This window comes from Brevundimonas sp. (genome assembly GCF_035561115.1).
Taxonomy (GTDB): Bacteria; Pseudomonadota; Alphaproteobacteria; order Caulobacterales; family Caulobacteraceae; genus Brevundimonas.
Genome location: NZ_DATMYH010000083.1, coordinates 22,611 through 35,139 on the forward strand (window position 1 = coordinate 22,611; position 12,529 = coordinate 35,139).

A 12,529-nucleotide genomic window follows, 5' to 3' on the forward strand; every position below is an offset into this window, starting at 1 on the left:
TCGCCGCCATGACCATCGGCGTTGCAAACGGTCGTTTCCGGTCGGATCCCGACCGGTATGAGGACGGGGTCATCCGCGCCGGCGTGATCGCCACCATGTTCTGGGGCGTCATCGGCATGACCGTCGGCGTCTTCATCGCCGCCCAGCTTTCGTGGCCCGACATCTTCTATTTTCCCGAGCACGGCTGGCTCAACTTCGGCCGCCTGCGGCCCCTTCACACTTCAGGCGTGATCTTCGCCTTCGGGGGCAACGCCCTGATCTGCACGTCCTTCTGGGTGGTTCAGCGCACCTGCAAGGCGCGGCTTGCCGGCGGCATCTGGCCGTGGTTCGTATTCTGGGGCTACCAGCTGTTCATCGTCCTGGCGGCCACCGGCTACGTCTCGGGCATCACCCAGTCCCGCGAATACGCCGAGCCCGAATGGTACGTCGATATCTGGCTGACCATCGTCTGGGTCGCCTATCTGTTCGTCTTCCTGGGCACGATCTGGAAGCGCAAGGAACCCCACATCTACGTGGCCAACTGGTTCTACCTGGCCTTCATCGTCACCGTCGCCCTGCTGCACCTGGTCAACAACGCCGCCGTGCCGGTCGGCCTGCTGGAGGCGCGCAGCTATTCGGCCTTCGGCGGGGTGCAGGACGCCCTGGTCCAGTGGTGGTACGGCCACAACGCCGTGGGCTTCTTCCTGACCGCCGGCTTCCTGGCGATGATGTATTATTTCGTGCCCAAGCGGGTCGAACGGCCGGTCTATTCCTACCGTCTGTCGATCGTCCACTTCTGGTCGCTGATCTTCATCTACATCTGGGCGGGCCCGCACCATCTGCACTACACGGCCCTGCCGCAGTGGGCGCAGACCCTGGGCATGACCTTCTCGATCATGCTGTGGATGCCGTCCTGGGGCGGGATGATCAACGGCCTGATGACCCTGTCCGGGGCGTGGGACAAGCTGCGCACTGACCCCGTGGTCCGCATGATGGTCGTGGCCATCGCCTTCTACGGCATGTCGACCTTCGAAGGGCCGCTGATGTCCATCCGGACGGTCAACGCCCTGTCGCACTACACAGACTGGACCATCGGCCACGTGCACTCGGGGGCCCTGGGCTGGGTCGGCTTCATCAGCTTCGGGGCGATCTACTGCCTCGTGCCGTGGCTGTGGAAGAAGGACCGGCTGTATTCGAACGCCCTGGTCGAATGGCATTTCTGGATCGCGACCACCGGCATCGTCCTCTACATCACCGCGATGTGGGTCTCCGGCATCATGGAGGGCCTGATGTGGCGCGAGTACACGCCCGACGGCTTCCTGGCCAACAGCTTCATCGAGACCGTCGCCGCCAAACACATCGAGAACGTCATCCGCACCGTCGGCGGCCTGATGTTCCTGAGCGGCACGGTCATCATGTCCTACAACCTGTGGCGTACGATCCGCATGCCGTCCTCGCGCACCGCCGCGAACGTGCCCGCGACCCTGATCGAGCCCCATCAACAGCCGGTCGGGTGAGGATCAGCCCCATGTGGAAGAAACACGCGAAATTCGAGCGCCACTCGCTCTGGCTGGTGATCGGGATCACCATCGTGGTCTCGATCGGCGGCATCGTCGAGATCGCCCCGCTGTTCTGGGTCGAGAGCACGATCGAGGAGGTCGAGGGCGTCCGTCCCTACACCCCGCTCGAGTTGGCCGGCCGCGACATCTACATCGGCGAGGGCTGCTACAGCTGCCATTCGCAGATGATCCGCCCGCTGCGCGACGAGGTCGAACGCTACGGCCACTACAGCCTCGCCGCCGAGAGCATGTACGACCACCCGTTCCAGTGGGGCTCCAAGCGCACCGGGCCGGACCTGGCGCGGGTCGGCGGCAAGTATTCGAACGAATGGCACCGCGAACACCTGGGCGATCCGCGCGCCGTCGTGCCGGAGTCCAACATGCCTCCCTACCGGTTCCTGGCCGACCAGGACCTGGACCAGCACGCCATCCGCGCGAAGCTGCGGGCCATGCTGGCGGTCGGTGTTCCCTACACGGCCGATCAGATCGAGAACGCCGAGGCGGATCTGAACGCCCAGGTCGATCCGTTTGCCAGCGACACCTCGGACCTGCGGAGCCGTTACGGGCCGAAGGTGGTGCAGGGCGACTTCGACGGCGACCCGTCGCGTCTGACCAAGATGGACGCCCTGATCGCCTACCTGCAGCAACTCGGCACGATGGTGGATTTCCGCACCTACCAGGCCGAAGACCCGGACAACATGCGATGAGCGGGCTCGATTACGAAACCGTGGCGCGGTTCGCCCAGCAGGGCGGCACCCTCTATTTCGGCGCCATTTTCATTGCCGGGCTGATCTACGCCCTGCGGCCGAAGCATCGCGAAACCTTCCGCCGCCTCTCCCACCTGCCGCTCGAAAAGGACGAGGACGATCATGTCTGAACGCGAGCGCGACGAGCACTCCGGCGTCGAGACGACCGGTCATGAGTGGGACGGCATCAAGGAGCTGGACAACCCGCTGCCGCGCTGGTGGCTGTGGGTATTCTACGGCTGCATCGCCTTCGCCGTGATCTACTGGATCCTGATGCCCGCATGGCCTGGCGTCCGGGGATACACGCCGGGCGTGCTGAACCAGTCCGACCGCGTCAATGTGGTCAAGGAACTGAACGCCCTCCAGGCCCAGCGCGGCCGCGGCGAGGCCCTCCTGATGACCGCCTCGCTCGGTCAGATCGAGGCCGATCCTGACCTGCAGGCCCATGCCCTCGCCGTCGGCCAGTCGGTCTTCGGCGACAACTGCGCCAGTTGCCACGGCGTTGGAGGAGGGGGAGCCAGGGGCTACCCGAACCTGCGCGACGACGTCTGGCTGTGGGGCGGCTCGCTGGAAGAGATCGAACACACGATCCGTGTCGGCGTCCGGTCGGCTCACCCTGAAACCCGCATGTCGCAGATGCCGGCGTTCGGACGCGACAACATGCTCGACGCCGGCCAGGTGTCTGACCTGACCGAATATGTCGTCGCCCTGTCAGGTCGTCAGGCGGACGCCGCCGCCGTCGGCCGGGCCCGGCAGCTCTACACCGACAACTGCGCGGCCTGCCACACGCCCACAGGCGTGGGCGACCGCACGCTCGGAGCCCCCAACCTGACCGACCGCGAATGGCTGTTCGGCTCGGACCGCGAATCCATCCGCGGCCAGATCCACAACGGCCGCAACGGGGTCATGCCCACCTGGGAGGGCCGCTTCTCGCCCGCCGTGATCAAGGCCCTGGCCGTCTACGTCCACGTCAACGCCGGCGGCGGCGAAGCCTCCGGCGCGAGTGAAGCCGCCGCGCCATGACCATCATCATCGACCGCACCCGCGAGCGGCCGGCGACGGCGGGTCCGGTCTCGGTCGCCGAGCGTCAGCGCGAGAAGGCGCGACCCAAGGGCCTCTACAAGGCGCGCGTGCCCATCTATCCCAAGCTGGTCCATGGCCGTTGGCGGTGGATCAAATGGGCGCTGCTGATCGTCATGCTGGCGATCTACTACGTCACGCCGTGGATCCGCTGGGATCGCCCCGGCTCCCTGCCGGACCAGGCGGTGCTGGTCGATTTCGACGGCGGCCGCTTCTACTTCTTCATGATCCAGCTGTGGCCGCAGGAGGTGTATTTCATCACCGGCCTGCTGGTGATTTCGGCGCTGGCGCTGTTCCTCGTGACAGCCCTGTTCGGGCGGCTGTGGTGCGGCTACGCCTGCCCGCAGACCGTGTGGACCGACCTCTACATCTATATCGAGCGGATGTTCGAGGGCGACCGCAACGCCCGCATGCGCCTCGACGCAGCGCCGATGTCCTTCAACAAGCTGTGGCGGAAGACCGGAAAACATCTCGTCTGGATCGGCGTGGCTTTCGGCACGGGCGGGGCGTGGATCTTCTATTTCCACGACGCGCCGACGCTGATCCGCACCTTCTGGGTCGGGACCGCGCCGATGACGGCCTATGTCTCGTGCGCCGTCCTGACGTTCACGACCTACGTCTTCGCCGGCCACATGCGCGAGCAGGTCTGCACCTACATGTGCCCCTGGCCGCGCATCCAGGGGGCCATGCTGGACGACCAGTCGTTCCAGGTCACCTATCGCTACGACCGCGGCGAACCGCGCGGCCCGCACAAGAAGACCGAGTCGTGGGAAGGCCGCGGCGACTGCATCGACTGCAACCAGTGCGTCGTGGTCTGTCCGATGGGGATCGATATCCGTGACGGCGCCCAGCTGGAGTGCATCAACTGCGGCCTGTGCATCGACGCCTGCAACGAGGTCATGGACAAGGTCGGCCGGCCTCGCGGCCTGATCGCCTATGACACGGACGCCGCCGTCGCTGCGCGGAACTGCGGTCAGAAACCGGAGCACAAGCTGGTGCGGCCCCGCACCCTCTACTACGGCATCGCGCTGATGCTCGTCGGGGGCCTGATGATCTGGGGCTTCAGCACGCGCGAGCAGCTGGGCGTCCACGCCCTGCGCGACCGCAACCCGGCCTGGGTCCGGCTGCACGACGGCGCGGTGCGCAACGGCTACACCCTGAAGATCGCCAACCACGGGTTCGAAACCGCGACGGTGGAGATCCGCTACGCCGGGGTTCCCGGGGCGGCCCTGAGAATTCCCGGCCAGCCGGGCGCCGATCCGCTGCGGGTCGAGGTCGAGCCGAACCGCGTCACCCCGCTGCGCATCTTCGTCACCGCTCCGGCCGACCAGGTCGGCTACGGCAGCCGGGACGCGGCCTTCGAGATTCGCTCGGGCGGGAAGACGAAGATCGTCCCCACCGCCTTCGACTACGGGAGCCAGCCGCAATGAACGCCGCGACAAAGCCTGTGAAGCCGCCGTTCGTCGTCAAGGGATGGCACGTCGCCGCGGGCGTCGTGGCCTTCTTCGCCCTGGTGGTCGGCGTCGACGCCGGTTTTCTGGTGATGGCCTACCGCACCCATCCCGGCCAGGTCGCCGCACGGCCCTATGAGGCCGGGCTGATCTACAACGCAGAACTGGAGCGGCTCCGCGCCCAGGACGCCCTCGGCTGGCGCGCGGGGGCCGAGGCCCGACTGACCGGACTGGACGTGTTGATGCAGGATCGCGAGGGTCGTCCTCTGACCGGACTCAAGGTGTCCGCCACGCTCCAGCGCCCCGCGACCGAACAGGGCCGCGCCGAGGTCGTCCTCAGGGAGGCCGCGCCGGGCGAATACATTGCGGACCGCGCCCTCACCGGCGCCTGGGACGCCCGGATCGAGGCCGTGGACGGCGCGGGCCGCACCTTCATCGCCGAGCGGAGGCTGACGTGGCGGTGACCTTCGAGGCCGCGACGTCGCCGGACATGTCGGCCTTCCTGCGTCGGCAGGAAGACGGTCGCGCCCGTCTCGATCTGCTGGTGACGGGCGCCCGTTGCGCCGGGTGCATCTCGAAGATCGAGCGGGAGGTGTCGCGTCTGCCGGGGGTCGAGTCGGTCCGCCTGAACCTGTCGACCGGACGCCTCGCCATCGGCCTGGCCAACGCCGGCATCGACCCGGGCCGGATCATCGCGGCCCTCGACCGGCTGGGCTATCCGGCGACGCCGTTCGATCCCGGGGCCGCCATGGTCCAGCGCGACCGCGAAGGCCGCCGGCTGATCCTGGCCCTCGCCGTGGCCGGGTTCGGCGCGATGAACGCCATGATGTTCTCGGTGCCGATCTGGGCCGGGTTGTTCGATCAGGAGCTGGGTCCCGCCACCCGCACCATGATGATGTGGATGTCGGCCGCCGTCGGCGCACCCTGCGCCATCTTCGCCGGCATGCCCTTCTTCCAGTCGGCCTGGCGGTCCCTGCGCGCGGGCCGGGCCAATATGGACGTGCCGATCTCGGTCGGGGTGATCCTGACGCTGGCGATCAGCTTCTCGGAGACGATCCTCAACGGCCGGGACGCCTATTTCGACGCCGCCGTCTCCCTGCTGTTCCTGCTGCTGATCGGCCGCTGGCTCGACCATGTGCTTCGGGCGAAGGCGCGCAGCGCGGCCGGCGATCTGCTGGCTCTCCAGGCGCCGGCCGCCCGCGTCGTCGACGCGCAAGGCGCCGAACGATCGGTCCCGCTCGGCGACATCCAGCCGGGCGACGTCATTCGCGTGCGGCCCGGCGACCGCATTCCGGTCGACGCGACCCTGGAGCAGGGCGAGGCGCTCCTCGACAACAGCCTGTTGACGGGGGAGAGCATCCCGGAGCGGGTCCGGCCAGGGGGGCTGTGCCGCGCCGGGGCCGTCAACACCGCGGGCCTGCTGACCGTGCGCGCCAACGCCCGGTCGGAGGACTCCACGCTCGCGGCCATCGCCCGGCTGGTCGAGGCCGGCGCCCAGTCGCGCTCGCGCTACGTCCGGCTCGCCGATCGCGCCGCAGCCCTCTATGTGCCGGTGGTGCATGCGGCGGCGCTGGCGACCTTCGCGGGCGGCTGGGCCCTGGGCCTCGACCCGCGGGAAGCCCTGATCCGGGCGGTCGCCGTCCTGATCGTCACCTGTCCCTGCGCGCTCGGTCTGGCTGTGCCGGCCGTGCAGGTCGTGGCCTCCGCCCGCCTGTTCCGCAGAGGCGTACTGGTCAAGTCCGGCGCCGCGCTGGAGCGGCTGGCCGAGATCGACCACGTCGTCTTCGACAAGACCGGCGTGCTGACCGAGGGCCGTCCGGCGCTGGTGGGGGCGTCGCAGGCGGTCGTCGCCATGGCGGCTCCGCTGGCCCGGGCCTCCGGCCATCAGATGGCCCGCGCCGTCGCCCGGGCGGCCGGGGACGGTCCCGTCGCCGCCGACGTCGTCGAACACGCCGGCCTGGGGGTGGAGGGGCTGATCGACGGGCGGCGCGCCCGCCTCGGCCGGGCCGCGTTCGTCGGCGCTTCCACCCTGCGGTCGGGCGAAACGGAACTGTGGTTCGGTTTCGAAGGCGAGACAAAGGTCCGGCTGCAGTTCTCGGATGTCGTCAGGCCGGATGCGGCCGCCACCGTCGCCGCCCTGACGGCTCGCGGGATCACCATGGAGATCCTCTCCGGCGATCAGGTCGACGCCGTCCGTGCGACGGCCGATACGGTCGGCGTGTCGACCTGGAAGGCCGGCCTGCTGCCGCAGGAGAAGGCGGAGGCGATCGACCGTCTGGCCGCCAGCGGCCGCAAGGTCCTGATGGTCGGGGACGGGCTCAACGACGCCGCCGCCCTGTCGCGGGCCCACGCCGCCATCGCGCCCGGCTCGGCGCTCGAGGCCAGCCAGAACGCCGCCGATCTGGTGCTCACCCGGGACGCCTTGATGACCATCGTCGCAGCCATCGACGTGGCCCGATCGGCCCGGCGCCGGGCGCTGGAGAATTTCGGCTTCGCGGCGCTCTACAATCTGGTCGCCGCCCCGGCCGCGATGCTCGGCCTGGTCAATCCGTTCGTCGCCGCCCTGGCGATGTCCGGGTCGTCGCTGGTGGTCACCCTCAATGCGCTTCGAGTAAGGGGCGGACGATGAACATCATTTTCCTGCTGGCGCCCTTCTCGGTGGTTCTCGGCCTGATCGCCGTGGGAGCCTTCGTCTGGACTCTGCGCTCCGGCCAGTATGACGACATAGAAGGGTCGGCGGCCCGTATCCTGATCGACGATGACGCCGATGCGGACGCGCCGGGGCCCTAGCCGCTCCGGCGGATATTCCATGGCGTTCCGTCCTGCATTCTGATCAAGAATGTCGTCCCGGCCGGGGCGACCCTGCGCCGTGATCCTGGTCATCGAGGAGAGCTGTCGCGTGGGAGCAAGGGGCCCGATCACCGTCGATCCCGACCATGTCCATGAGTTCGTGGACGCCGGGGCCTTCCATGCATGGCTCGGCAAACACCACGCCCGCGAGGACGAGGTCTGGATCAAGGTCCACAAGGTCGCCTCGGGCCTGCCGTCGATCACGCCGAAGGAGGCCATCGACGTGGTGCTGTGCTGGGGCTGGATCGACGGACTCAAGAAGAGCTTCGACGACCGCAGCTACCTTCAACGCTACACGCCCCGCCGCGCGAAGAGCATCTGGAGCCGGATCAACGTCGACAACGTCGCCCGCCTGATCGCCGAGGGCCGGATGACGGAACATGGCCTGAAGGAAGTCGAGGCGGCGAAGGCCGACGGCCGCTGGGCCCGCGCCTATGGCGGCAGCAAGGACATGGCCATTCCCGACGACCTGCAGGCCGCGATCGACGCCGAGCCGAAGGCGAAAGCGATGCTGGCGAAGCTGAGCGCGCAGAACCGCTTCGCCCTGGCCTTCCGGATCCACAACATCAAGACCGAGGCGGGCCGGAAGAAGAAGATCGCCAGCTTCGTCGACATGCTGAAGCGCGGCGAAACCATCTATCCGCAACGTGGCGGCTGAGATGCCGGTCCTGTCCGGCGACCTGTTCGGCGAGCCTGCCTCCACGCAGATCGAGCGCCTGTTTCTCGGAGTGATGTTGCCGCCCGATGCGGCTGCGGGCGCGTCGAAGGTGCTGGATGAGACGCGTGCGGATCACGGGCTGAAGGGTTCGCCCATCCGCCAGGACAGGCTGCACGTCACCCTGATCCACGTCGGCGACTATGCCGGTTCGCTTCCGCAGACCGTCGTCGCGGATATCAGGACGGCGGTGGAAGGCCTGTCCGAGGCGGCCTTCGACGTGGCGTTCGACCGCGTCGGCAGCTTCGCCGGCGCGCCGGGCAGACATCCCTGTGTCCTGCTGGGAGGAGACGGCGTCGAGTTGCTCCGGGCCTTCCGCGGCCGGCTTTTCAGGGCGCTGCTCCGCGCGGGGGTCCGCACCCTCTCCCGCGAGGCCTTCACGCCGCACGTGACCCTGGCCTATGGCGACCGGCGGCCGCCGGAGCGGGCCATCGACCCCCTCGGCTGGAGGCCCGCCGAGTTCCTGCTGGTGCATAGCGAGGTCGGGCGTTCGACCTATCACATGCTCGCCCGCTGGCCCCTGCACGGCTGAGTCCGTAGGCTGGGCCCGGGAATCGCGCCGATACGCGACGAGGGGAGACGGCATGGCCCGCAAGCCGACGACATCCGACAGGCCCCGCAAGCGCCCGCCCGCCGCCGTCAGGGCCGCGCCGGGCGTCGCCGTCGCCGCGACGCCGCCGGTGCCGCCGAAGAAGAGACCGATCTGGGCCCACCTCTATTTCCAGGTTCTGGTCGCCATCACCCTCGGCGCCCTGATCGGCCATGTCTGGCCCCGGTTCGGCGAGGAGCTGAAGCCGCTGGGCGACGCCTTCATCCGGCTGGTGAAGATGATCATCGCCCCGGTGATCTTCCTTACCGTGGCCACCGGCATCGCCCATCTGCGCGACCTCGGGCGGTTGGGCAAGGTGGTGGGCAAGGCCTTCGCCTATTTCCTGACCGTCTCGACCCTGGCCCTGATCATCGGCCTGATCGTCGCCAATGTGGTGCGGCCCGGGGCGGGCATGAATGTGGATCCGGCGACGCTCGATCCGGCCGCGGTCGGAACCTATGTCCAGAAGGCGCACGAGACCGACATCGTCGCCTTCCTGATGAACATCATCCCCGAGACCGTGGTCGGCGCCTTCGCCGGCGGCGAGATCCTGCAGGTGCTGTTCTTCGCCATCCTGTTCGGCATTTCGCTGGCCGTCATCGGCGACCGGGCCCAGCCGGTCATGACCGTGCTGGAAAGCGTGTCGGAAGCCTTCTTCAAACTGGTCGCCATCCTGATGAAGGCCGCCCCGGTCGGCGCCTTCGGCGCCTTCGCCTTCACCATCGGCAAATACGGCATCGAGTCGGTGATCAATCTCGCGGCGCTGGTCGCGACCTTCTACCTGACCTCGGCCTTCTTCGTGGTCGTGGTGCTGGGCGCCGTGGCCCGGTTCAACGGCTTCTCGATCTTCAGACTGATCCGCTACCTGAAGGAGGAACTGCTGCTGGTCCTCGGCACCTCGTCGTCCGAGGCGGCGCTGCCCAGCCTGATCGAGAAGATGGGCCGCGCCGGCTGCGACAGGTCGGTGGTCGGGCTGGTCGTGCCGACCGGCTATTCGTTCAACCTCGACGGCACCAACATCTATATGACGCTGGCGGCCCTGTTCATCGCCCAGGCCTGCGGCGTCGACCTGTCGCTGGGCGACCAGCTGCTGTTGCTCGCCGTGGCCATGCTCAGCTCCAAGGGGGCGGCAGGCGTCACGGGCGCCGGCTTCATCACCCTGGCCGCGACGCTGGCGGTGGTCCCGTCGGTGCCGGTCGCGGGCATGGCCCTGATCCTCGGCGTCGACCGCTTCATGAGCGAGTGCCGGGCCCTGACCAACTTCATCGGCAACGCCGTGGCCACCATCGTCGTGGCGCGGTGGGAGAAGGGTCTGGATCGCGAGGCCCTGGACCGGGCGCTGGCCGAAACACCCCGTCCGGTCGCGGCCGGGTCGCGCGAGGCCGACGCGGACTAGCGATCCGCCGCCGTTGGCAGGGTTTTACGAATTCGGGGCGCCAACCCTGCCAAAATCGGCCACCGACATTGAGGGAAAACAACGGGTTGAGATTTCAGCCGTTCAAAACCCTGCCAGATTATCGGGAATGACCCTGTCGAACGCGGCTGGGGCCGTCGGCCGGACGGATCACCCGCGGGCGGCGCGTTCCAGGTCGGCGATGTTCAGCCGCTTCATCTCCATCATGGCGCTGAACACGCGCTTGCGGACGCCTTCGTCCGGATCGGCCAGGAGGCGGTTCATCGCATAGGGCACGATCTGCCACGACAGGCCGTAGCGATCCTTGACCCAGCCGCACTGCTCGGCCTCGAGCACGGCGGACAGGGCGTTGGTCAGCCGGTCCACCTCGGCCTGGTCCTCGCAGTCGATCTGCAGCGAGACAGCCTCGGTGAATTTGAACATCGGACCGCCGTTCAGGGCGGTGTAGCGGCTGCCGGCGAGGGTGAATTCCACCACCAGCACGTCGCCGGCCTCGCCGCTGGGATAGTCGACCGGCGAACGGAGGACGGCGTCGATCCGGGAGTCGGGGAGGAGCGAGACATAGAAGGTTGCGGCCTCTTCGGCCTGTTTGTCGAACCAGAGGCAGGGAATCACTTTCTGACGGGGAGGGAGGGCGGTCATGGGGTGTCTCCTTCATTGCTGACCGGGGGACCATATTAAACTATTTGGTTAAATGCAAATGCGACGGGCGGCTTGCGGTTCCCGGTCCGGCTCGGCAGACAGGCGCCATGACCCCGACCCTCTACGGCATCCCCCACTGCGACACCGTCAAAAAGGCCCGTGTCTGGCTGGCCACCCACGGCGTGGCCCATGAGTTTCACGACTACAAGAAGGCCGGGATCGACCGCACCCGCCTCGAGGGCTGGGTGGCCGAGCACGGCTGGGAGACGGTGCTGAACCGCGCCGGCACGACCTTCCGCGCCCTGCCGGACGCCGACAAAACCGCCCTCGACGCCGCGAAGGCAGTGGACCTGATGCTGGCGCAGCCGTCGATGATCAAACGCCCGGTGCTGGATCTCGGCGGCCGGACCCTGATCGGGTTCAAACCCGACGTCTACGCGGCGGTGGTCGCTTAAGCGTGGGGGCTATCCGGGAAGTGTCATTGATCGGCGTAGGATCGGAGTGAGTTCGCCCTCCGATGATCGAATGTTGAAGTCCATGACCACACTCTCAATGAATGAAGGTTGGGGCTCCGATGCGTGCCAGGTTACGAATTGAGGTGCGCCGTATTCGATGGTGATAGGGCTACGGTCATCATCGTCTGCGATGACCACTGAAAAGTTGATCTTCACTTGACCCGGACGCATGGGTGGTAAGTGATCCTCAAGGTGATCAGACATGAGCTCGATCTGCAGACATACCGAGCCCGCGCAAAAAACGAAGATCGTATAAGGAAGCGGATCGCCATTGTATCGGCGACGCAGCAGGGTTCCGGCGACCATTTCGGGTGCGTTGCCAACACTGCCGAAAGAGACTCCCACCTCAAGGAATGGGAAGTCCAACACCTCTGTTTCGTCGATCAGCCAAGCACGCAGCTTGGAGTAATGTGAGAGGTCTTCGGTCGGCAGGATGGCATAGGCCATCTTCGCGAGCGCCTTGTACGCGTATCGCGGCACGAACGCTTCGGGCGGTGCCAGGATCGGTAGTCTTAGGTCGCCGGTTTTGCGGTTCCCCGTGATGAACAGACGCGGGTCGTCCAGCGGTGCCGTAATGGAAATCTCGGGTTTTGATCCGGCGTAGTGGCTCCGTCTTATCGTGACAGGGGCGGTCGAACGGCCCGATGACCTCACTTTTCCTGACCGACCTCGAGTACCGCCCAGGGTAAGTACGGGCCCCACGGCTTTCGCCAATGCATCCTCGTATCGTGAGAAGACCTGTTCGTTGCAGACATCGCACTCATCAAGGGACACAACCCAGCGATTCCCGAGCGAGATTGGGAACGTATGAGCTTCCTTTCGAAAGCTGTTGCGGTCAGTCCGACCGCAAAATCGACACGTGCCCCGAGCTCCCAGCTTGATCTTCGAATCACTGGAGGAGGCCTGCACGCGCCGCAGCACCTCGTAGGCGTCATTCAATGAGGTGCTGGAATTCAATATCGGTGCCCAAGCGGTGAAAGTCGCGCGGA

The 12,529-nt window shown here is 67.1% G+C and carries 14 protein-coding genes; 12 read left to right on the forward strand and 2 right to left on the reverse strand.

Annotated features, from left to right (window positions below; translation table 11 throughout):
• The first annotated feature begins 8 nt into the window (after positions 1 to 8).
• The 11 genes from ccoN to VN378_RS10645 all read left to right on the forward strand — a co-directional run bounded on the left by ccoN (position 9) and on the right by VN378_RS10645 (position 10,365).
• Positions 9 to 1,496 (forward strand): cytochrome-c oxidase, cbb3-type subunit I, encoded by a 1,488-nt coding sequence (gene ccoN, locus VN378_RS10595; RefSeq protein ID WP_414642239.1) that lies wholly within the window; start codon positions 9 to 11, stop codon positions 1,494 to 1,496.
• A gap of 11 nt (positions 1,497 to 1,507) precedes the next feature.
• Complete coding sequence (ccoO, locus tag VN378_RS10600; RefSeq protein ID WP_325743543.1) at positions 1,508 to 2,245, forward strand: cytochrome-c oxidase, cbb3-type subunit II; 738 nt, start codon at positions 1,508 to 1,510, stop codon at positions 2,243 to 2,245.
• Entirely contained in the window at positions 2,242 to 2,415 is a 174-nt protein-coding gene (locus tag VN378_RS10605) for a cbb3-type cytochrome c oxidase subunit 3 (RefSeq protein WP_325743544.1), read from the forward strand. Before ccoO ends, VN378_RS10605 begins: the two co-directional genes overlap by 4 nt.
• Positions 2,408 to 3,307 (forward strand): cytochrome-c oxidase, cbb3-type subunit III, encoded by a 900-nt coding sequence (ccoP, locus tag VN378_RS10610; RefSeq protein WP_325743545.1) that lies wholly within the window; start codon positions 2,408 to 2,410, stop codon positions 3,305 to 3,307. The genes VN378_RS10605 and ccoP overlap by 8 nt, the downstream gene beginning before the upstream one ends.
• Positions 3,304 to 4,794, forward strand: coding sequence for a cytochrome c oxidase accessory protein CcoG (gene ccoG, locus VN378_RS10615; protein ID WP_325743546.1), 1,491 nt, complete (start codon positions 3,304 to 3,306; stop codon positions 4,792 to 4,794). Before ccoP ends, ccoG begins: the two co-directional genes overlap by 4 nt.
• Complete coding sequence (locus VN378_RS10620; RefSeq protein ID WP_325743547.1) at positions 4,791 to 5,279, forward strand: FixH family protein; 489 nt, start codon at positions 4,791 to 4,793, stop codon at positions 5,277 to 5,279. Before ccoG ends, VN378_RS10620 begins: the two co-directional genes overlap by 4 nt.
• Before the next feature lie 26 nt (positions 5,280 to 5,305).
• Positions 5,306 to 7,444 (forward strand): heavy metal translocating P-type ATPase, encoded by a 2,139-nt coding sequence (locus VN378_RS10625; RefSeq protein WP_325743586.1) that lies wholly within the window; start codon positions 5,306 to 5,308, stop codon positions 7,442 to 7,444.
• Positions 7,441 to 7,605 (forward strand): cbb3-type cytochrome oxidase assembly protein CcoS, encoded by a 165-nt coding sequence (ccoS, locus tag VN378_RS10630; protein WP_325743548.1) that lies wholly within the window; start codon positions 7,441 to 7,443, stop codon positions 7,603 to 7,605. Before VN378_RS10625 ends, ccoS begins: the two co-directional genes overlap by 4 nt.
• A gap of 109 nt (positions 7,606 to 7,714) precedes the next feature.
• Complete coding sequence (locus tag VN378_RS10635) at positions 7,715 to 8,323, forward strand: YdeI/OmpD-associated family protein (protein ID WP_325743549.1); 609 nt, start codon at positions 7,715 to 7,717, stop codon at positions 8,321 to 8,323.
• A gap of 1 nt (position 8,324) precedes the next feature.
• Positions 8,325 to 8,912, forward strand: a complete 588-nt coding sequence (locus VN378_RS10640; RefSeq protein ID WP_325743550.1) for a 2'-5' RNA ligase family protein — start codon at positions 8,325 to 8,327, stop codon at positions 8,910 to 8,912.
• A 52-nt stretch (positions 8,913 to 8,964) separates the two neighbouring features.
• Complete coding sequence (locus tag VN378_RS10645; RefSeq protein ID WP_325743551.1) at positions 8,965 to 10,365, forward strand: dicarboxylate/amino acid:cation symporter; 1,401 nt, start codon at positions 8,965 to 8,967, stop codon at positions 10,363 to 10,365.
• Between the two features lie 168 nt (positions 10,366 to 10,533).
• Here the strand turns inward: VN378_RS10645 and VN378_RS10650 are convergent, their stop codons facing one another.
• Positions 10,534 to 11,025 (reverse strand): VOC family protein, encoded by a 492-nt coding sequence (locus tag VN378_RS10650; protein WP_325743552.1) that lies wholly within the window; start codon positions 11,023 to 11,025, stop codon positions 10,534 to 10,536.
• A 107-nt stretch (positions 11,026 to 11,132) separates the two neighbouring features.
• Here VN378_RS10650 and VN378_RS10655 point away from each other — a divergent pair, with 107 nt between their 5' ends.
• On the forward strand, positions 11,133 to 11,480 hold the full coding sequence (locus VN378_RS10655; protein WP_325743553.1) for an arsenate reductase: 348 nt from the start codon (positions 11,133 to 11,135) through the stop codon (positions 11,478 to 11,480).
• A 9-nt stretch (positions 11,481 to 11,489) separates the two neighbouring features.
• Here VN378_RS10655 and VN378_RS10660 read toward each other — a convergent pair whose 3' ends face one another.
• Positions 11,490 to 12,479 carry a hypothetical protein gene (locus VN378_RS10660; RefSeq protein WP_325743554.1) on the reverse strand — a complete coding sequence of 330 codons (990 nt, stop codon included), beginning with the start codon at positions 12,477 to 12,479 and terminating at the stop codon, positions 11,490 to 11,492.
• Between the last annotated feature and the right edge of the window lie 50 nt (positions 12,480 to 12,529).

Bases quoted from the DNA above. Each gene is read 5' to 3' on its own strand.
- ccoN (WP_414642239.1), top strand. From the start codon at position 9: ATGACCATCGGCGTTGCAAACGGTCGTTTCCGGTCGGATCCCGACCGG.
- ccoO (WP_325743543.1), top strand. From the start codon at position 1,508: ATGTGGAAGAAACACGCGAAATTCGAGCGCCACTCGCTCTGGCTGGTG.
- VN378_RS10605 (WP_325743544.1), top strand. From the start codon at position 2,242: ATGAGCGGGCTCGATTACGAAACCGTGGCGCGGTTCGCCCAGCAGGGC.
- ccoP (WP_325743545.1), top strand. From the start codon at position 2,408: ATGTCTGAACGCGAGCGCGACGAGCACTCCGGCGTCGAGACGACCGGT.
- ccoG (WP_325743546.1), top strand. From the start codon at position 3,304: ATGACCATCATCATCGACCGCACCCGCGAGCGGCCGGCGACGGCGGGT.
- VN378_RS10620 (WP_325743547.1), top strand. From the start codon at position 4,791: ATGAACGCCGCGACAAAGCCTGTGAAGCCGCCGTTCGTCGTCAAGGGA.
- VN378_RS10625 (WP_325743586.1), top strand. From the start codon at position 5,306: ATGTCGGCCTTCCTGCGTCGGCAGGAAGACGGTCGCGCCCGTCTCGAT.
- ccoS (WP_325743548.1), top strand. From the start codon at position 7,441: ATGAACATCATTTTCCTGCTGGCGCCCTTCTCGGTGGTTCTCGGCCTG.
- VN378_RS10640 (WP_325743550.1), top strand. From the start codon at position 8,325: ATGCCGGTCCTGTCCGGCGACCTGTTCGGCGAGCCTGCCTCCACGCAG.
- VN378_RS10645 (WP_325743551.1), top strand. From the start codon at position 8,965: ATGGCCCGCAAGCCGACGACATCCGACAGGCCCCGCAAGCGCCCGCCC.
- VN378_RS10650 (WP_325743552.1), bottom strand. From the start codon at position 11,025: ATGACCGCCCTCCCTCCCCGTCAGAAAGTGATTCCCTGCCTCTGGTTC.
- VN378_RS10655 (WP_325743553.1), top strand. From the start codon at position 11,133: ATGACCCCGACCCTCTACGGCATCCCCCACTGCGACACCGTCAAAAAG.